The organism is Paenibacillus sp. BAC0078, from assembly GCF_054483875.1.
The window spans coordinates 546,348-566,376 of sequence record NZ_JBTLRW010000003.1; the positions used below are offsets into that span (position 1 = coordinate 546,348).

The window sequence follows — 20,029 nt, forward strand, 5'->3', positions numbered from 1 at the left end:
ATACTGTATGCCACACACTATTGCAATATGTACAATAAATTAATTTGAAACTATTTGCTAAGCGTAGCGCACAAAAAAAGCCGACCGGCATTTGTTTCTCCGGTCGGCTTCCATTTAAAAAATACCAGGTATAGCTATTTGCTAGAGTTATAATCAAGCATATTCATTAATAGCACAATTGATTCTGCTCTCGAAGCCGCAGCTCCAGGATTGAACCGGTTGTCGCTTCCGCCCTTGACAATTCCCGCCTTCACGGCAGCCGCCACATATGCGTTAGCCCATGCTGGAATGTCTTTGGCATCGGCAAACGATAACTTCTCTGGCGAGCCAACCTCCAGCCCAAGCGCACGGACAGCCATTACGGTCATCTCAATGCGGGTTACCTTTTGCAGCGGCCGGAAGGAATTATCCTCGAAGCCCTTAATCCAACCGGCATCCACCGCACTGCGGATGGACGCGGAGGCCCAGGCCGGTGTGCTGATCTTATCAGCGAAAGCCAGATCACCATTCGATGTGCCCTGCTTCATCGCCCGCACCAGCAAGGAAGCAAATTCGGCGCGGTTAACCTCTCCATTAGGCTTGAAGGAGCCATCAGGGTAACCTTTCACGATTCCCAGCTCCACTGCCTGCTGAATGGCCGTCTTCGCCCAATGCTGCGTAATATCGCTCAGAGCAGGCGCGCTCGGCTGCGGTGTTGCTGTTGCCGTCGGTACTGGAGTCACCGTCGCTGTTGGCGTTGGTGACGGTGATACGGTCGGCGTTGGCGATGGTGATGCCGTCGGCGCCGGTGCTGGCGTCGATACCGGTGCCGTGGTCGGCACTGGCGTTGGTGCCGGAGTGCTAAGTTGTTGCCACTGTGCGTACACAATCAGGTCGGCACTTACAGGCATGCCTGCCGTAAAGCTCTTTCCGCTACCGTCTGCCGCTGTATTCCAGCCGATAAAGCTGTAGCCGGTACGAGTCGGCGCTGCCGGAAGCGAAGTTAGGCTCTCCCCTTCATTCACCGTCAACGCTGAAGGATTGGCAGCCGTATCGCCACCGTTCCCATTGAAGGTGACAGTGACCTTCTTAACAACGACCACCTGAGCTAGCTTAATATTTACTCCGCCTGTCGTTTCATTAGCCTTGACACTAATATCCGCTGCGCTGCCGTCCTGATAGCCCGCTTTGCTTGCGATAACTGTATAACGATTGCCTTCCGGTACACCGGCAATAATATAACCGCCCGCTGCATTCGTAATAGCCGAATACACGCTGCCGCTTACCGTTACAATGGCTCCTGCTACCGGAAGCGAGCCGTCTGTTACAGTACCGGAGATGCTGCCTGTCTGTGCTTCCGGTTCACCAGGCTCTACTGCGCGCCACTGGGCATAGACTGTCAGGTTGGCTACTACCGGTGTTTCCGCAGTAAAGGCTGCCCCGCTGCCGTTAGCTGCTAAGTTCCAGCCAGTGAACAAGTAACCGGCCCGGGTCGGAGGTGCCGGCAGAGCATGCAGGCTCTTGCCTTCATCAACGGTAACCTCTGCCGGATCGGCTGCCGTGTCACCGCCGTTACGGTCAAAGCTTACAGTATGCTTGGTAATGATGACAACGAGACCAAGGGTAATATTCACACCTTCCGTCGTCTCATTAGCTGTTACACTTACGTTCGCTGCGCTGCCGTCCAAATAACCGGACTTGCTGGCAGTGACAGTATAGCCCTTGCCTTCCGGTATACCAGTAAGGAGGTATTCGCCTGATGGATTGGTGAAGGCCGAATACACACTTCCGCTTACCGTAACCTGAGCAACGGCCCCTGCCATTGGAAGCGAACCGTCAGTTATTTTACCAGAGATAGCACCAGTCTTTTCTATCTTTTTCCACTGGGCATAAACTGTCAGATTGGCGGTAACCGGCGTTGCTGCCGTAAATGCAGTACCGCTGCCGTCTGCTGCTGTATTCCAGCCTGTGAACAGATAGTCATTATACGTAGGCAGAGCTGGCAATGTACCTACACTCTTACCTTCAGCTACCGTTACTTTTGCCGGATCAGCCTCGGTGTCGCCACCGTTCTTATCAAAGGATACGGAGTAGACAATAGCTTTTAGTGCAATATCGGCATTTGCCACCGCATCGGCAGCTACCGTAACATTGTCTGCAGCCCCCGCCTCATATCCTTTCAAGGAAGCAGTGACCTTGTAGCCCGAACCAGCCGGAATGCTGCCGAGAACGTATCTGCCGTCCGCACCCGTTACCGTGAGGTAGCTTTGATCGTTAACTGTTACTTCAACGGCAGCCCCCGCGAGCGGATCTGTTCCATCTGTTACCGTACCGCTGATCGTGCCGTAATTGGTCAGATCCTCAGCCGCTACTGCTGCAAGTTCGTTAGCAGACAGCGCGCGGGAATAGATACGGAAGTCAGAAATTTCACCCATAAAGTATTTGTCGCCTGAATATGCCGGTCTGCCCAGATAGTTCGCAACCGTTGCCTCGACATCCTTTGGTGTCAAAGTCATGCTCGTGTTCTGGCCTACCTGCACACCGTCAACATATAATGTACCGGTTGTACCCGAAATTTGAAACGCTATGCTCTTCCATACGCCGCGGTCGATCGCCGAGCCTTTGGACACCGTTTGTTCGTTCGGATACCAGTTTTGCGTAATAGAAGCACGGAATTTACTGCCTGAATCCTCCAGCAGTCCAAGGTACTTAGTGCCGCTGACCGCTGCCGGCGCCGAAGCGAAGGAGAGCAGCCACGCTGGACGGGCCATAGAGGAGTCTACTTTAATATTCATTGTAAAGGTGGCGTCGCTTAAGCCTTTTAATATACCGTTCGGCAATTGCACCGCACCATTCGTTCCATTGAGCTTCACTGAACCACCGTGTGACGCTGTCACTTCAGCACCACCAATCAGCAGACCGTTGTTGCCATTGCCTGATTGATCCGGTACTGCTGTACCGTTAGCCGCATTCGCATCAAATGTGTAACGGAGCACCAAATCGGTCCACTGTGCATACACCGTCAAATCACCAGTTACTTCAGTAGCCGCATTAAATGCAGTTCCGCTGCCGTCCGGCTTGCTGTTCCAGCCGGCAAAGACATATCCGCTGCGGGTCGGCGGTGCAGGCAATACTCCAACGTTGCCGTGCTCAATAACAACCTTCTCAGCCGGGTCCGCAGCTGTATCGCCGCCGTTCGAATCGAAGGTCACCTTGTAGAACACCGTTGATAACGGCTTAAGCATTATATCACCTTCGGTCGTGCGGTTGGACCCGATACTAATCTGCTTCAGTTCAGCATCAACATAACCTGCTTTGCTTGCCGTCACTGTGTAGCCATCGCCTGCTGGGATGTCAGCAACCTTATAGCTGCCGTCGGCAGATGTCAGCGCCGAATACTGCTGTCCGTTCACAGTTAAGTTAACTTTGACACCTTCGAGCGGTTTCGTCCCGTCGGTTACTGTACCAGCCAGGGAGCCTACTTTGTTGTAGAAGCTGAAACGCTCGGCAAAGTTAAAGTTCGTTGTGAAATTTTCGGAGTTGTTAGTCAAATTCTTCAGATCGAAGAATGTTAGATCTCCTTGAGACAATGAATCAACCCACGGGGAGTACGTTCTGAATATCAGCTTATTGTTCGCCTCATCCAGCTCCATGAGCCGCATCCAGCCGTTGCCGCCGTGATAATAAGATTGATAGTCGACCAGCATCTCAAGCACATCATTGCCGCTGGTATTTTTTACAACCCGGTATCCTGTGCCGTGGTTATGCCCGGCGATCGTCATGAACACCTGATTGTTGTTTTTCACCAGATTATCGAACATCGACTGGCCATTTCCGCTATACTCCAGATCTCCATTGCCGCCGATTACAAGAATCTCATGCGAGATGAGAATAGTCGGAAGCTTGCTGTTTGCCGCTAAGACACTCTTAGCCCAGGCAAGATCGGTGTTGAAATCCTTCATATCTATGGACAACACCATATACTTGTAGCTGCCGGCTTCATAGATAACATAGGAGCTTGTCCCGCTCGGCGAACCGCCATGCCAGTAGGATTTGTCCGAGAATCTGCTCGCTCCGAACCTGTTCAGATAAGTGTACGAGTCATAGCCGCCAACATCATGATTTCCGCGGGTAACAATGTAAGGTACGCCGGCGGTATCCAGCATATTGTAGCCGACTGTTGCCCGGTCCCACTGTTCGGATACCCACGATTGGTCAACGATATCACCAAGACCGGAGGTCATTTTAATATTCATTTTCTTATAATTATCAACCAGCCACTGCATCTGACTGAAGAAAATGTTCTCCTGATACCGCACCGGCATCTGCGTGTCGGGAAGGAAGGCAAATGTATACGTACCATCACCGCTAACAAGCGGCGTATCGTCATTGTTGCCTTCAATCAAGCCGGCGGTATCATAATCCTGTACCACCCATTTGCTCTCCGGCAGCGCGTTCGCTGTAATCTTGATCTCTTCAAGTGATCCGGCGAACAAGCCGTCAATTGCTCCGTCCCATTCGGAGGCGCCAATGTTCCAGCCCTTGCCGTTTACAGCTTTAATACCGATCAGCTCTTCGGGCGGATTACGGAAATCCGTTACACCGTCAATGTACAGCTTGGTATTTTTCCCGTCATTGACGATTGCTGTATGGTACCAGTTATTAGGGCTGCTCAAGGAGAACGACCATGCCGAAGGATTGTTGTTCAGGTTGGTCGGGTAACTCTCCCATTGCAGCTCGCCCAGATTGGAAACAGACAGTGTAGTCAGGATCTCAGTCTCGCCAGCCGTTTTACCGGCTTGCTTGCCTGTGCCCTGACGGGTAAGAATCCCTGTCCATTGATTTCTGGCCGGCGTGAACCCTTTCGGCATCTTGAATACCGCTTCGATGGTATAACCGTTCATGAACTCTTCGCTGTTGATCGGAGCCCCGTCTACGGTCTTGAAATACTTGCCGACACTTGCCCCGCGGTAATTGCCGAAGTCGAGACTCTTACCGTCCTCTGACCACTTCAGCATTGAACCTGCTTCGCTGGACAATCCGTTTCCAGTCGTCGCCAGTGTCAGATCATTGCCGAGCCCGGACAAATCGCCAAGTCTCAGATTGGAGGTATCAAGCGCGCCGGATGTTACATTGTCCTGGCTGAACTTCCAGTGTGCCAGAACCGGTGTCTGCGACAGCACTACAAGGTCGAAGGTACGGGTGGTTACCGCGCTGCCCTTCGTTACCGTAGCGGTCAACATGACCTTGGCATTGTCCGCAGCCGCAGGACGGTGAACCGTACCGTCGTCCTCCAGCACCGCTGCATTGCTGGATTTCCATTCGATCGCTGAGCCGTTTGTTCCGGAAGCAGGCAGCGTCAGCTTATCCGACTGAATCGCCTTGGTGCCCAGGTTGATGGCACGACTATCCTTATCCACCGCTTCAGCATCGCCCGTTCCCAGCACTGTTACTGAAAAGTTTTTAACGGCAGAGGACGTGCCTTTGCTGATCGTAGCCGTCAGCGTGACAGTCTTCGTGGCATCATTCTGGCGTGTAACCGTCCCATCCGTTCCAACTACGGCAGCATTGCTGGTTTGCCAGCTAATCGTGCTTCCGTTCGAACCGGCTGCAGGCAGCGTCAGGTTCGAGATAACTGCAGTCGTATCCCCCAGCGTAAGCGCGGCCTTGTCATCAGCAACAGCACCATCATTCTCTTCAGTTGCTAGTGCTGTGATTTCCTCTGTCGTCAGCGCACGCGAATAGATGCGGAAATCAGAGATTTTTCCTTTAAAATACTTATCGCCCGAGTAGGTAGGTCTGCCGAGATAGTTCGCGACAGTCTTCTCGATATCCTGCGGTGTCGTTGAAAGAACTGTATTCTTCCCAACCTCTACACCGTCCTCATACAACGTTCCGGTTGAACCGGAAATCGTGTAGGCGATTGATTTCCAGACATTGCGAGTCAGAGCTGATCCTTTCGAGACATTTTGCTCAGCAGCCCACCAGTTGGTGGTACTCGCAGTGCGGAAGCGCCCGCTTCCATCTTCCAGCAGACCGTAATACTTAGTCCCGTCTACAGCAGCCGGTGCAGTAGCGAAGCTGAACAGCCACGCCGGACGTACCAGCGAGGAATCAACTTTGACGCTCATGGTGAACGAGGCACTGCTCAGCCCTGACAGGATGCCGTTCGGCAGTTGAACCGCATCGTTCGAGCCGTCAAGCGTCACCGCTCCGCCATGCTCGGAGGTCACTAAAGCGCCGCCGATTAGCGTACCGTTATATCCGTTCCCCGAAACATCGGGAACCGCTGTGCCGTAATCCTGATCCGCATCAAATGAATAATGAAGCATCGGATCGTTGGCACCAAGCGCTTTTACCGTCAGTTCAAAAGCACGTGTATCACTCTCGGCACCTTTGGTAGCTGTAGCCGTCAGTGTTACCTTGGCATCAGGTTGTCCAAGCGCAGGACGGGTAATCTGTACACTGCTTCCTGTAACGGAAGCTACCGCCGAATTGGAGGATGCCCAAGTAATGGATGCTCCTTGTGCTCCGGCAGAAGGCAATGTGAACGCCGAAGTCACCTTGCCGGCAGGAAAATTGATATGCTCGAGGGCTTCCTGTACAGCCTGGCTATCCGTGTAGGTCACGTTCACAAAAATCGGATTTGAATAGAACCACATATCCGAGTAGTTACGGTTATTGATTTGCGTAAACCGCGTCTCGTTGTCGGAGGTCGTATTTTTCGGATCAATTAACGGCTCCCCGCCGCTTGTCTCCCCGGCAACATCCGTTCCGAGATTTGTTCCCCGCAGCCGGAAATATTGGTTCTTGCTCGCAGCGCCAATGGTGTACGAAATCGTGTTGTATCCATCGGCATCAGTTGTCCAGTCGGCGCTGGTGAACCGTTTAACCACCTTGGTTGAGTCATTGGTTGCCTTATTGTAGGCAGCGGTTCCCTGCTCAGCCTTTGCGGTAACATCACCGGCAATCAGATCGACATGATCTACCTTGACGGGATCACCGTTGTTGTTCGTTCCGGGGCTTTTGAACCGGAGGTTAAGCTTAAGCTCTTCACCGGCAGGCACCTCCAGATCTCCGCCCATTTCTTTCTCGGAGCCGCCGCCGCCGATGCGGAAATCAAGAGCGTTAATCAAATCCCCGGTAACCGAAAAGGATTTGCCGGAGCGCATGCCGTCCACAATTGACTTCATGTCGCTGCCTGTGGTCCAGGTGTAGTTCTTGGCATATTCACCCGGCCAATAGCCGCTCGAATACTTACGATCGCTGCTGATCTTGAAATGAAAGTCGGAATTAGCAAAGTTCCAGTAGTGCCGGCCTTCGCCCAGCAGCGCATCCCACATTCCGCCTACTTTAGCAATGCGGATATCCGCACCGCCATAGACGTCCGTAGTCTCTCCGCGGTCCGGCGCCATTTGATTCCCGGGCATTCCCTCAAACCCGAAGGCAATATTCGGCGCAATGTTGTTAAAGTCACGAATATCACTGACCTTAAGCTCAGAGCCGGTACCATTTTTTCTGGAAGGGTGATTGATAAGGGCATAGCTGTCGGGGTAATTGTCGGCCAGCCACTGGTATGCTTTGCGCGCATCGCTTGCCGTGGTATACGCCCGGCTGTCCTTTGCACTCCACGCAGCAACATCATCGGCATTGAATAAGCTGGCATCACGGTTCGTGAACAGATACTCAAATTGATTGATCGCTTTCAACGCTTCCGCGGAGCCTGGGTTATCGGTGACAATGCCGACACCAACGTGATCATAGGTAGGCATGTCCCATTCGAAGCCGTTAAATATCGTCTTGCCCGCGTATTTGCCGGAATCCTGCAGCTCCTTGATTTTGGGTGCCTGGTACTTCGCAATGCCTTGCGATAACGGAATTGGACTGGCCAGCGTATTGCCGTCTGCATCACGGCTGGACATACGCAAATGATCGGACAACGCCAGCCAATCTAGCCCATACTTCTCAAAAGCGGTATCCAGCACATCCGTAAGTTTTCCCTGGGCATCATCGGACTGAATGGTATGGGCATGATACTCCCCGGTCATCCATCTTCCCTGGGAGCCCCCGTTGTCACCGGCACCATAAGCAGTGGAGCCGACCATCATGACCGGACTTAACGTATTTGCAATAATCGAGAAGCTGAACAATGAAGCTACAAATTTCCTTCGAAACACCAGTAATTCCCCCCAAACATAATAATGAACGCCGTTTTCCATTGCTTACAGCCAAGCAGCACTCAGTCATATGATTGAGTGCCTCTTCGCTTCTATGTAACAGAAACGCAACGCCCGCCAAGCCATTTCGTCAGGTCGACGTTCATATGAAAACGTATCAATGCTTAACGGCATTAATTCACTGACTATATTTCATTGTGGCATGGCAATGTTATCAAAATATCAGTAGAGAATTAAGGTTGTGTCAGCAGCCCACTCAACGAGTTCCACCACTGTCAATAAATTTATGATATTAGAATTTAATGTATAATCAGGCTATAAAAACAGGTTAATCATGGTGGAGCATCGAGCGTCTGCTCTCATAGTACGGGAAGAAGCCTGCACAGCAAACAGCCTTACTTCCACGAATGGAGGTAAGGCTGTTTGGCATGCCGGACTATAGTCTGCGCTATTGTTAGGCCCTTGTTTTGCGCTGCTCCCGGAATTCCTGCGGCGTGCAGCCGGCCGTTTTCTTGAAGAAACGAAAAAAATAATGCTGGTCGCTGAAGCCAAGCCGGGTCGAGATTTCATGCATTTTCAGAGCTGTGCCCAGCAGCAGTTCCTTGCTTAACTCCAGCTTTTTCTCAGCGATATAATCCGAAAGACTTTTTCCGGTCGCTCTTTTGTACCAGCGTGACAGATAGGAGGGATTAAGCGAGACCTCCTGGGCAATCCGGGTCAGAGACAGATCATCGGCTAAATGGAGCTTGATGTATTGATGGACCATCGACAGAATGCTGGATTCATCATGCCTGAAGGCGGCGCTGCGGTTGGCAGCAATCCATTCGAAGAAAGAATGATAGAAAGCGATGACAGCCGGCCAGGGGGTGCCGATATTAAAATGCAGCAGTTGCGACAAGTCCTGTTCGCTCAAAGCCTGTTCAGTCAAGCCCAACTCCTGCACCACCTCCAGCAAGGTGTTGCTGATGCCGGACAGCATTCTCCATCTGATAAAAGGATCTTCCGGGCCGTCCTCTCCGGCCAGATCCACCCACTTGCGGAACGAAGCGCTCCAATCCGCATTCCCCTCCAGCAGCCGCTGCTTTAAATATTCAAGCAGCACACCCGTAGACGCAAGCCGGCTCTGCATGAGACCCTGTGGCGGCTCCGCTTCCAGCGTGTTGACCTTCAGCAGCTTCTCCATCCCAAGCCCCAAGCTGTCATAGGCAGCCAGCCGCAAGCGGTTGAGGGTATAGTTCAGCTCATGCCAGTCTACCGTATGGCTGCTGACAATGATGGATACGGACAGCCGCAGACAAGTGTCGCAGGCCTGCTGGATGGACTCCATCGTGCCATGCACGAAGCGGTGCGTCTTCAGCCAGACCTCTTCACCGGAAGCTGCCGGCAAGCGGCCGGCCTCCGGCTGAACGAAGCAGGCAATTGTAACGGGATCAAGATCGACGGCTTTAATTTCGGCCTTGTCGCCAAGCAGCTCCTCCGAGATGTTGGCTACAGCATAGCGGATCAGGGTCCGGTCTGAGGGAGTCTCGTAATTTCTCCAGGCTTCAATTCTGATAATCAAAGGCAATATAGGCTCTGAAGCCTGAAACGGCAATTGAATCGTGTCGAATTCCTCCTGCAAGGACCGGTAATCAATCTTTTCAGTACGCCGCAGAATGTCATGCAGCAGCTGCTGCTGCAATTGGGGCAGCGTGCGGGGCAGCTTGTCGCGGAACCACTGCGTCTGATATTGATATTCCTCCTCTGAAGAGAGCCGCTCCAATGCCACGGCTACGGAGGCACGGATTTTGTCCATGCCCTCGGTCTTCAGCAAATAGTCGATGACGCATGGATTGCGGATGGCCTGGTGGGCATAATCAAATTCGTTATGTCCGGTCAGCAAAATAACCTTGCAGCGCGGCCACCGGTCAACGATCTCCCGGATCAGCTCCATACCATCCATGCCCGGCATGCAAATATCGCTTAGTACAATATCTATCCTCAGCGTGTTCAGCCATTCTATCGCATTATCTGCCGAATGCACCTTTATAATTTCCAAATCGGCAAAATCGGCTTTTACAAAAAATTCATACAGCCCGTCCAAAATAACCGGTTCATCATCAACGATCATCATCCGCCGCACCGGTGGCCTCCCCCTTTCCCGGAATGTTGACTTTTACGCATAACCCACCCAGTTCGCTCCGTTCAACCTGCAGTCCGTAAGATGAGCCAAATTTGATGCGCAGTCTTTGATTTACATTTAACAAGCCGGTTGTCTCTCCCCTGGTGATTTCTTGCCGGGATAACTGCTGCTGCAGCCGGTTCAGCCCTTCTTCGGTCAATGTGTCGCCGTTATCTTCTATAAGGATCGTCAGCGTGTCATTTGTTTTTTCATATTTCATTCGCAGCCGGCCGCCGCTGGTCTTCTGCCGGAGGCCATGCTCGAACACGTTTTCAAGTATGGGCTGCAGCAGCACCCGGGGAACATGGATGCGGCTGCAATCCGGCTCCATATCATCAATCTCAGCCTGGATACGCGGCCCAAACCGGATTCTCTGAATAGCCAGATATACCAGCGCGTGGTCAAGCTCCTGCTGCAAGGTCACCTCCTGGGCAAAATCGCGCGTCATGTAGCGGAAATATTGTCCCAAATAGTCGGAGAATTCTTTGATCAGCTCCACATTTTCCACTTCCGCCATCTGCTTGATGCTGAACAGGCTGTTATACAAGAAGTGAGGGGTGATCTGGGACTGCAAATGCTTCAATTCCGCTTCCCCGGTGCGGATACGCTGCACATAATTTTCTTCTATTAAAGTATGCAGGCGCCGGAGCATGTCATTGAACCGCAGATACAAATATCCGAATTCATCCTTGCGGGAATGGGTAATGTGAAGTCCTGTCTGCCCCTGCTCCGCCTTCTCGAACCCCCTGATCAGTATAGTGATTGGACGGTGGATCGCCCTGAACGACCATACGGAGAACACCAGGATAACGATCAGCGACAGCAGCGTCAACAGCCACATCAGCCCGGTGAACACACGGATTGGCTTCAGCAGTATCGAATTGGGAATGCTGGCAATCAGCCTGAAATGATCGTTATGGTCATAGAGTGAATAATCAAAGGAATCATTCTGCCTGTAGCGCTGCACACTGACAGATTCATCTTCCGGCGGACGCTCCGTGTTCGGCAGCAGCTTTGGCGCAGGCTGTGAAGTCGAAAGAACATATTCGTTGTTGTTCCCGAACTCCAGGGTAATATTGCTTCCGCCGGACACCGCGAACTCCTTCAGCCGCAGCTCCAGCTCCGTGTTCGACAGCTTGATGCCCAATAGAAAATTAGGCGGAACTTTGTTGTCCAGATTAAACGGATTGCGCCGCAGCACATACAGCTCGTCCTTATAGACAGAGACAGGACCGCCCAGATTGCCCATAGTGTCGGAGAGGCTCTGCCAATCCGGCGGACTGACATCCTGGACGCCATCCTGAACACTGACTTCTTTATTGATCTCAGGCAGATAATAGACCACATCGGCGATGTAAGGGCTGGTTTCTCTGATCTGCTTCAGTTTGGTGAATATATTGTTCAGCGTATTGTCCACTTCATACTGGCTCATGATCGGCAGCCTGGCGCTGAAGGAGGCCATTGTATCATCAATCGAATATTCCGCAACCAGACGGGTGATTCTTTGAAGCTCAAACTCAAGGTGACTGTAATAAAAACGCAGCTTCGACTCATTCGCCCTTTCCACTTCCGCCTGCATTTGGTTGGAACTGTAAAAGGTAATGGATATGCCCAGAATATACAGCGGCAGCACAACCAGCAAAAACGCAACCAGCAGCTTGTGAACGATGGAGTGGCGGTTCCAACGGAATAGAATTGATTTCTTCATTATTACACTTTAACCTTTTACACTTCCAACGACCAGTCCATGCACGAAATATCTTTGCAGGAACGGGTAAATCGCCATGATCGGCAGAATGGATAAAAAGATTTGCGCAGCCTGCGTCGTACGGTCCGAGACCTGGGTTAGCAAGGCTGCTTCCTCAAGCGTAACATTCTCCATCGAAGCCATTGTCTGTTGCAGCATCGACTGCAGATAAGTAGCCAGCGGGTAATGCTCCGGGCTCCGCATAAAGATCATTCCGTCGAACCAGGCATTCCAGTGGCCTACAAGCGCAAACAGCGTCACTGTTGCAATGCTGGGCATAGACACCGGAAGATACACATTCCATAGAGTCCGCATATGGCCGGCGCCATCCATCCAGGCCGCTTCCTCCAGCTCCTTCGGCAGACCCCGAAAAAAATTCAGCATCAGCAGCACATTGAAGATCGGCACAGCCCCGGGAAGGACAAGTGCCCATACACTATCCAGCAGGTGCATTTCCTTAACGACCAAATAGCCGGGAATCAAGCCGCCGCTGAACAGCATGGTGAATACAAAGATCCATGCATATACGGTCCGCGAACGGAACGCCGCCGCTTCTTTCGAGAGCGGATAGGCAACCAGAACCGTAAACAGCAGGTTAACGGACACGCCCAGTACCACTCTGAGCAGACTGGTTCCGAAGGAATGGATGAACTGGTTATTTTCCAGCATGTACCGGTAAGAAGATAATGTGAAGTCAATCGGCCAGAAGGTGACCCTTCCGGCGCTGACAGCCGCGCTTGAGCTGAAGGAAACCGCCAGCACATTGACGATTGGAAACAGGCAAAGGCCGGCAAGCACAGCAAGAAAAACATAATTAAAGCGGATAAACCAGCGATACGGCCGAGATGTGAATGACATAGGTTGATCTCCTTCCCCTAAAATATCCGATATTTAGCGAACCGGTAAGCCAGGTAATAACCCAGCCCGATAAAGCCAAACGAAACGACGGATTTAATCAAGCCAAGGGCCGTGGATACCGAATACTGCGCATCCTGCAGACCTATCCGGTAAATCATCGTATCCAGAATGTCTCCTGATTCGTAAACGAGCGGATTATAGAGATTGAACACTTGATCAAAGCCCCCGTTCAGGACATTGCCCAGGCTGAGCGTCAGCATCAGAATCATAATCGGACGGATGCCGGGCAGCGTAATATGCCAGGTTTGCTTCCATCTGCCGGCGCCGTCGATAATGGCTGCTTCATACAATGAGGTGTCAATACTGGTTAGCGCGGCCAGATAGATAATGGTCCCGAAGCCGAATTCCTTCCACTGGTCTGTGATGACCAGAACATATGGAAACCAGTGATTGTCCGCCAGAAATTGAATCGGCTGCATGCCCAGACTTTTGAGCAGCATATTGACGATCCCGGAGCTTGGGGACAGCACATCAACAACGATGCCGCCAAGAATAACCCAGGAGAAAAAGTGCGGCATATATATTATGGTCTGTATTGTGCGTTTGAAGCCGTTCACACGGACCTCATTGAGCAGCAGGGCGGTGATTACCGGCACCGTCAGGCCGGCCACAATTTTCATCACAGAAATAAACACCGTGTTCCACACCACCTGGCTGAAGCCGGGCAAGTTAAACAAGTAACGGAAGTTTTCCAATCCGTTCCATGTAATATTTTTAAAGCCTGCAATCGGGGAAAAATCCTGAAACGCAATGACAAGACCCGCCATCGGCACATAGCTGAAGATGATGATTACAATCAGCGCCGGCAGAATCATGGCATGCAGCGGGATGTTACGGACGAATTTTTTGGTATTAAAGTGCATCTCTGTCCCTCCTTATATGCTAAATTATAGTTCACCCCAAAAGAACGCCGACAGTGGAGCCTGTTGACATTTGGTATCTTTTATTGACCTCTCCCCGGCGCGATGCACTCACAAAAAACGGGACAGCCGCACCGCCATTCGCATGACTTTGGGCTATCCCGTTAATAGCAGGCCTACAGGACAGGATTAGTTGCCTTTTACCACTTCATTTACTTCTTTGGTAATCTGATCGCCGCCAAGTTTTTTCCAGTCCGCTACAAATTTATCGAAGGCATCAACCGGCAGGTTGCCATAGATGATTTTTACGAAATTTTCGGCGCGGAGCTTATCGAGTGTTGCCTGTTTGCTGTTCATCGTTTTGGTTGGCGCATAAATGAACTGGTTCATCACGATCAGGTTATTATCACGATAGTGCTTGATTACCCCCTGCGAGCTGAGCGGTCCAAAGATCCGTTCCATATTCCATTTGTCGAGATTACCATTGCGGTATGCCTGGATGTCCTGGTAGAACAGCTTGGCTTCCAGCCCCATCTTGGAAGTATCCTTTGTTTTCAGCGCCTGCTCTACTTCATCCTGCGCCTTCACGTTTTTGTTCGGAGGCAGGTTGGCTACAGTTGCGTTCTGGAATCCGAGACCTGTCTCACCGTTCAGATAGCTGGCCCGTTCTTTGGCCGCCGACGCGCCGAACATTTTTTCAGCCTGGAAGTTAAGCAGTTTGATCAGAGCCTCAGGATGCTCATACCCTTTACGGATAGCAAAGACTCCGCCGATTCCCAGGTGATTCTGTGTTTTGGCCGGCTGATCGTCAATGGATTGTACCGGATATGGAACCCAGTTCACTGTTTTATCCTTTTTGATCATATTCATGACCTGGAAAGGAGCCCATTGCGGCAGGAACATAATTCCGATTTTGCCTGCGTTGACATCCTCTATAGCCTTAGCGAAATCCTTGACGCCGAACTCAGGATCAAGAACGCCTTCCTTGTACAACCGCTGCAGCTCGGTCAAGCCCGCCTTCACCTCAGGCTGGACCGTACCGTTGACAATCTCGCCCTTGTCATTTTTGATCCAGGTTTCCAGATAAGCATGGTAGCCAAGCAGGAAGCCGTTGATCGGCAGATCCTTGTTCATAAAGATGCCGTACGTGTCTTTTTTACCGTTGCCATCAGGATCTTTAGTGGTGAAGTCCTCTGCAATCTTGATGACATCCTGCAGCGACTTCGGCTCTGCCAGGCCAAGCTTGTCAAGCCAGTCTTTCCGAATCCACATCATATCCGAAGAGTCAAGCGAACCGCCGAAGCTGGTTAATGCATACAGCTTGCCATCCTTCGTAACCGGCTTCAGACCTGCTCCATCTTCTTCCTGGTAGTACCCCTTGACCAGATCTGAAGCATATTTATCGAAGTACGGGGTTAAATCCTCAAGCATTCCCGCTTCATGAAGCTGCTCGAACTGCACCATATTGACCTTCAGAAGGTCGGGCAAGTCGCCGCTCGCCATCGTAACGTTCATTTTCTCATCATAGTTGGCACCGGGAACGATCCAGTCATAGGATACCTTGATGCCAAGCTCTTTCTCATACCCTCTGGTCCAGATATTGTTGGCATAGGTGTCGCCTTGGGCCAGCGTCTCTTTGCCTGTCTCGCTCATCGTTGAGCTCAGCTTGATCGGCGGGTCATATTTCGTAAGCGGTCCGCCCTGCATTTCGGCTTGGGCCGCATTGTCCGGTTTGGCGGACGCACTATCCTTGCTGCTGTTATCACTGTTTCCACCGGAGCATGCGCTGAGAACCATTGATAACACCATCGCTGAAGCCAGCACCGGCAATGCTTTATGCTTTTTTGTCATCTGATGAACCTCCCTTGTTATTTACAATCCTATTGTATAAAGAAAGCGTTCACACCCGCGAGTGGTATCCTTTGACTTTCTGTATCTTTTCTTTACCTGTTGCTGAGACTTTTTAGATAAACATATAACTAACGGCACAGCATGCCGCTGACTGATCTAGTATAGCAAAAAAAGAGCCGCCCCTCCGTCAAGTCATGACGATGGAACAGCTCCGCTTCACAATAGAACTTTTCAGTTTACGCTTACAGATCAAGCACCAGTACATTTACAGAGTTGGCTGGCAGGTTCAGGACGATGGCGTTGCTGTCCAGGGAGACCATGCGCTCGCTCGGCACAATCTGTTCATTGTTCTTCTTATTGACATTCGGCACATGCACAAGCGAGGAATCACCGGTCAAGGTCACCAGCTTCGCGGCTGTCTGAACGTGCAGGTCATGGAAATGGAGCTGTGTTGTTTTGTCCACATTGTCGGCGTTAACAAGCTTCACATATACATTCGCTGCGTCTTTTGTAACCGAGCTGAAGATCTCCCGGTTGTAGGCCTCCAGCTTATAATCCAGAATTTTGCTGGTCGTCCGGCCATCCGTATAGGAGCAAATCAGCCGTTCGCCGGTACCGCCGCCATAATTCAGCATCAGGGTATACTCGGTGTTGTCGGCAAGCTCCTCATATTGGGCCGCTCTTAAATTGCCCGCCGCCGTGCTGGAAGAGTAATCTCCCAAGGTGTACGCTTCTACACCCTGCTTATACACTTTGACGCCGGTGGCATTGCCGCCATACCCGATGGCATATTCGATAACACTTTTGGTTCCGGGATTAATATCCGTCAGTCCTGCTCCCACGTAGAAGCCGTCTTCACCTGCAAGCCTTGTAGCGGCAACCTCCACCTTATAGTCGGTCCAGTTGTCATTCAGGATGTACAAGCCGTTCAGCCCGCCGGTCTGGGCCTTAAGCACAATTCCTTCTCCTGCCCGGACAACATAACCCGCAGAGCCGGGAATGACCTGCCATGCCGGGTCTAGCTGCTGTGTGAAATCCTGGTTCAAAAGCACGCTGCCGTCCTTGTTGGAGGTTACAGTCACCCGCTTAACCGCCACTTCGGCGTTGCCTGTCGCGATCTCGATGCCGCCATGCGGAATAAGCTCGGTCGGCTTGCCGTTTCTGTATGTTGAAAAGGATGTCTTCAGCACCTTGTCGCCCAAATATTTGGCATATAGCTGCTGTACATAGTAGTTCGGAGTGAACCATACGGTTTCATCATCGAACCAGATGCAGTCCGGGGTCCATCTGTACGTTCCATCTGTCAGCACCTTGTTGAACAGCGGCGCATAGGCGGACAGCAATACGACATCGGCGTTGTTCTCGAAGCCGGTCATAATCGCCGCCTCCGCTACGGCGCCAGCCAATGTATTTTTATCCGTGGAAGCATACTCTCCGACAAACACCTTCGAGGTTTCCTTCCAGTTCACACTTCCGTCCGGATTGGTTGCCCGGTAGTAGTAATTGTAACGGTCCACATTGTTCAGTAAATACTCATTGGAACGGTAGTAGTGCTCGTCCGCGATGGTATCCATATAGTTCGGCTGTTTTTCGTACCAGGTTACGGTCTCTTCAATGACTTCATGCCCGTCCGCAAAAGCGACCTTGGCAGAGCCTTCCATATTGCCGCTCAGAAATTTCCAGCCCTGCTGATAGGCATCGTCATCCGCTTGAGCGCCGACTGTCGAAATAATGTGCAGTGTATAGCCCGGATAGTTACGCTCCATGTATTCGTCAATGGACGTTTTGAACACTTCAAAATTGGCATAGAACTCTGTGCCCCAGTTTTCGTTGCCCACTCCCAGATAGTGCAGATCAAACGGCGCCTCATGGCCCATTTTTTTGCGCATGGCGGCCCATTCGTTGCCCGCAAAATCCGTACTGATTGCAAAATCAATCAAATCCGTAAAGTTCTTGATGTAATACTCTCTGAGCTTGCCTCCGGCAGGATGGGCATAATCGGAGCGGGCCTGGCACAGCACGCCGCAAGCCATAACCGGGAGCGGAGTAGCGTTCAGGTCCTCGGCCAATTGGAAATATTCCATATATCCCAGCCCCATAGTCATCATGTAGCCCCAGACGTTGTAGTTTTCCTTGCGAAGCTCGATGTCGCCCACTGAATCCTTCCAGTCATAGACATTCTCCCAAATGAAGGAGCCTTCAGAGATGCAGCCCCCCGGAAAACGCAGAAATTTCGGATGCATGTCCACAAGCGCGTTGACCAGATCTTTTCTTAACCGGTAATTCGGATTGCCCTGATAATTGGCATGCGCCGAAGCAGAACGCGGTTCTTCCCCTGCACCCCAAACATCCTGCGGCATCAAGGAGACCATATCAATGGAGATTTCACCGGCAAAAGTGAGCGCGAGCTGGCCCAGAACCGTAGCCGATCCCGTCAGCACCAGCTTAGCGTCCACCCCGTACTTCTTCCAAGTGCCGCCGCCTTCCACCTGCACGGCTACGGCATCACTTACAGCTTCGCCATCCGGCGACTGCAATTGCACCGTAATTGTCCCCGCAGCTTCGGCCTTGGCCCATATCGTAAAGTCATATTTAGCGCCTGCCCGGACGGACATGGCACAGTGCTGATTGGAATCAGCAAAACCCCTGTTCCGAATGGTCGCCCCGTCAGCCACCTTCACATAATAGGAATTGACGTCCTTATCACTGGTATTAAAAAATTCGTTAAGCCCGCCGCTGTTCTGCGGACTCATCCGGTGTACATCCCCGGACCAGGCGAACAGCGGCTCCCGGTTCCGGCCGGTCGAGCAGCCGCATTCTCCCGAAGCATGGGAATAGGTGTCAAAGGCGAAGGACTCGAAAGACCGGTTCTGCACCAGCTCCGCATAAATCCCGCCGTCGGCTGCATTGTTAATGTCCTCATAGAATAAGCCGTACAGCACTTCGCTGACGTCCAATATTTCCCGGTTCCCGTGCACGTTCAAGGTGTACGGCGGCAGATTCGAAGGGATGACCGATACTTCAAAGCTTTTCCGGCTAATGCAGGAGCCTTTGCTCACAATAGCGGTAAGCGTTACTCCATGCGCAGAGTTAATGGCCTGTATGCAACCCTCGTTCGAGAGCACCTCAGGGCGGCTGGATTCCCATGCAACCTGCACTGTTCCACCCAGGAGGGCGGAGGGCAAAGTCAGGTCATGGGCTACAATCGCTGTCGGCAAGATCAGGTATTTGTCCCCGGCAAGCTTCACAATCTCCTCATCCGTCAGGGAGTCGCACATCACCTCAATCACTTTATCCGCAGATAAACCAGCTTTATAGATTCTGAAATCCGAGAGCGAACCGGCAAAATCATCGTCCGCCGCATATTGGGAGCGGCCGATAAAGTTGCTGCTGTAGTTGGACGTTTCGGTTAACGTCGCGAACCAGCGGCGAAGCTGGGCATAGTTGCCGCTGGAGGTCTGGCTGATAGAGCCGTCGGCAACCAATTCACCGTTCATATATACAACCGGACCTGCGCTGCTTAACTTGCCGCCTTCCGTCCCAATGATGGATATCGCAATGTGCATCCACTCGCCGCTGGCAAAACCCCGGCCCGGATCAACGACCAGGTCTCCGCCCGCAGACAATGTTCCGCGCAATTGACGGGTCAGGAACACAGCCGGTCCCGCCTCTCCATTGCCAAAATCAAAAATCCGTTCCCACACGCTGGTCCCCTTGCCGAAGTTCACCCAGGCCGTAACCGCTATCCCGGTATTGTCGCTCACTCCTTCAAGCAGAGTAGAGGGCAGCTCGATAAAGGATGAGCTGTTCCGGCCTCCCGCAAAGGTAACAGCCGGTCTGCCGCCTACCCCGGAGACCGCCGGAGGCAGCTTGCCGGCTGCAACCCCGTGATTGTTGTGACCCGAGCTGTCTTTGCCGGGGTTCCCGGCATCATCGAATCTGTAATGGGCGATCATTTGCTCTTGAAAAGTAGCCATATGCATTCTCCTATACATTTAATTAATAAAATAGTGAATAAATTAATAAAAGTATGAACTATACTTATCCTACTCTGTTTGCCTACCATTTATCAAGTTTTTCTAGATTTTCATATTGGGGCCTGGTCGTAACTGCGGGGAATGTTTGGACTTCCGGCCGCTGTTATGTTTGGATTTCCTGATTTAAACCGCTAGCTGCGGTAGAAATCCAAACATAGCCTATGCTTACGATGCCAGCTTTCCTACGGAAAGCTCTCAGGCGGACGCTACCGCTCCTACAGTTCCAAACTTCCCCTCCGTTACTTCTGCCCCTTTTATGATTTTTTTAAGTTCAACTTACAAAGCTAGTCAATGTTCCC

The 20,029-nt window shown here is 51.7% G+C and carries 7 protein-coding genes; all 7 read right to left on the bottom strand.

The features are described 5' to 3' along the window. Nucleotides 1-134: 134 nt before the first annotated feature. The 7 genes from ACX1DY_RS09135 to ACX1DY_RS09165 all read right to left on the bottom strand — a co-directional run bounded on the left by ACX1DY_RS09135 (nt 135) and on the right by ACX1DY_RS09165 (nt 19,670). Entirely contained in the window at nt 135-8,156 is an 8,022-nt protein-coding gene (locus tag ACX1DY_RS09135; protein WP_458963861.1) for an immunoglobulin-like domain-containing protein, read from the bottom strand. A gap of 454 nt (nt 8,157-8,610) precedes the next feature. Beyond that, nucleotides 8,611-10,269, bottom strand: coding sequence for a response regulator (locus tag ACX1DY_RS09140; protein WP_458963933.1), 1,659 nt, complete (start codon nt 10,267-10,269; stop codon nt 8,611-8,613). Next, nucleotides 10,256-12,025: a sensor histidine kinase gene (locus ACX1DY_RS09145; RefSeq protein WP_458963862.1), complete on the bottom strand. Its 1,770-nt coding sequence runs from the start codon at nt 12,023-12,025 to the stop codon at nt 10,256-10,258. Before ACX1DY_RS09145 ends, ACX1DY_RS09140 begins: the two co-directional genes overlap by 14 nt. A 9-nt stretch (nt 12,026-12,034) precedes the next feature. After that, entirely contained in the window at nt 12,035-12,922 is an 888-nt protein-coding gene (locus ACX1DY_RS09150; RefSeq protein ID WP_458963863.1) for a carbohydrate ABC transporter permease, read from the bottom strand. Nucleotides 12,923-12,939: 17 nt separating this feature from the next. Beyond that, nucleotides 12,940-13,845: an ABC transporter permease gene (locus tag ACX1DY_RS09155; RefSeq protein WP_458963864.1), complete on the bottom strand. Its 906-nt coding sequence runs from the start codon at nt 13,843-13,845 to the stop codon at nt 12,940-12,942. A 186-nt stretch (nt 13,846-14,031) separates the two neighbouring features. Further along, complete coding sequence (locus ACX1DY_RS09160; RefSeq protein ID WP_458963865.1) at nt 14,032-15,693, bottom strand: extracellular solute-binding protein; 1,662 nt, start codon at nt 15,691-15,693, stop codon at nt 14,032-14,034. A gap of 242 nt (nt 15,694-15,935) precedes the next feature. Continuing rightward, the gene (locus tag ACX1DY_RS09165; protein ID WP_458963866.1) at nt 15,936-19,670 is read right to left on the bottom strand and encodes an alpha-L-arabinofuranosidase C-terminal domain-containing protein; all 3,735 of its coding nucleotides are present in this window, start codon (nt 19,668-19,670) and stop codon (nt 15,936-15,938) included. Nucleotides 19,671-20,029 lie beyond the last annotated feature (359 nt).

Coding starts and splice junctions, on each gene's coding strand:
- ACX1DY_RS09140 (WP_458963933.1), bottom strand. CDS start 10,269: ATGATGATCGTTGATGATGAACCGGTTATTTTGGACGGGCTGTATGAA.
- ACX1DY_RS09145 (WP_458963862.1), bottom strand. CDS start 12,025: ATGAAGAAATCAATTCTATTCCGTTGGAACCGCCACTCCATCGTTCAC.
- ACX1DY_RS09150 (WP_458963863.1), bottom strand. CDS start 12,922: ATGTCATTCACATCTCGGCCGTATCGCTGGTTTATCCGCTTTAATTAT.
- ACX1DY_RS09155 (WP_458963864.1), bottom strand. CDS start 13,845: ATGCACTTTAATACCAAAAAATTCGTCCGTAACATCCCGCTGCATGCC.
- ACX1DY_RS09160 (WP_458963865.1), bottom strand. CDS start 15,693: ATGACAAAAAAGCATAAAGCATTGCCGGTGCTGGCTTCAGCGATGGTG.
- ACX1DY_RS09165 (WP_458963866.1), bottom strand. CDS start 19,670: ATGGCTACTTTTCAAGAGCAAATGATCGCCCATTACAGATTCGATGAT.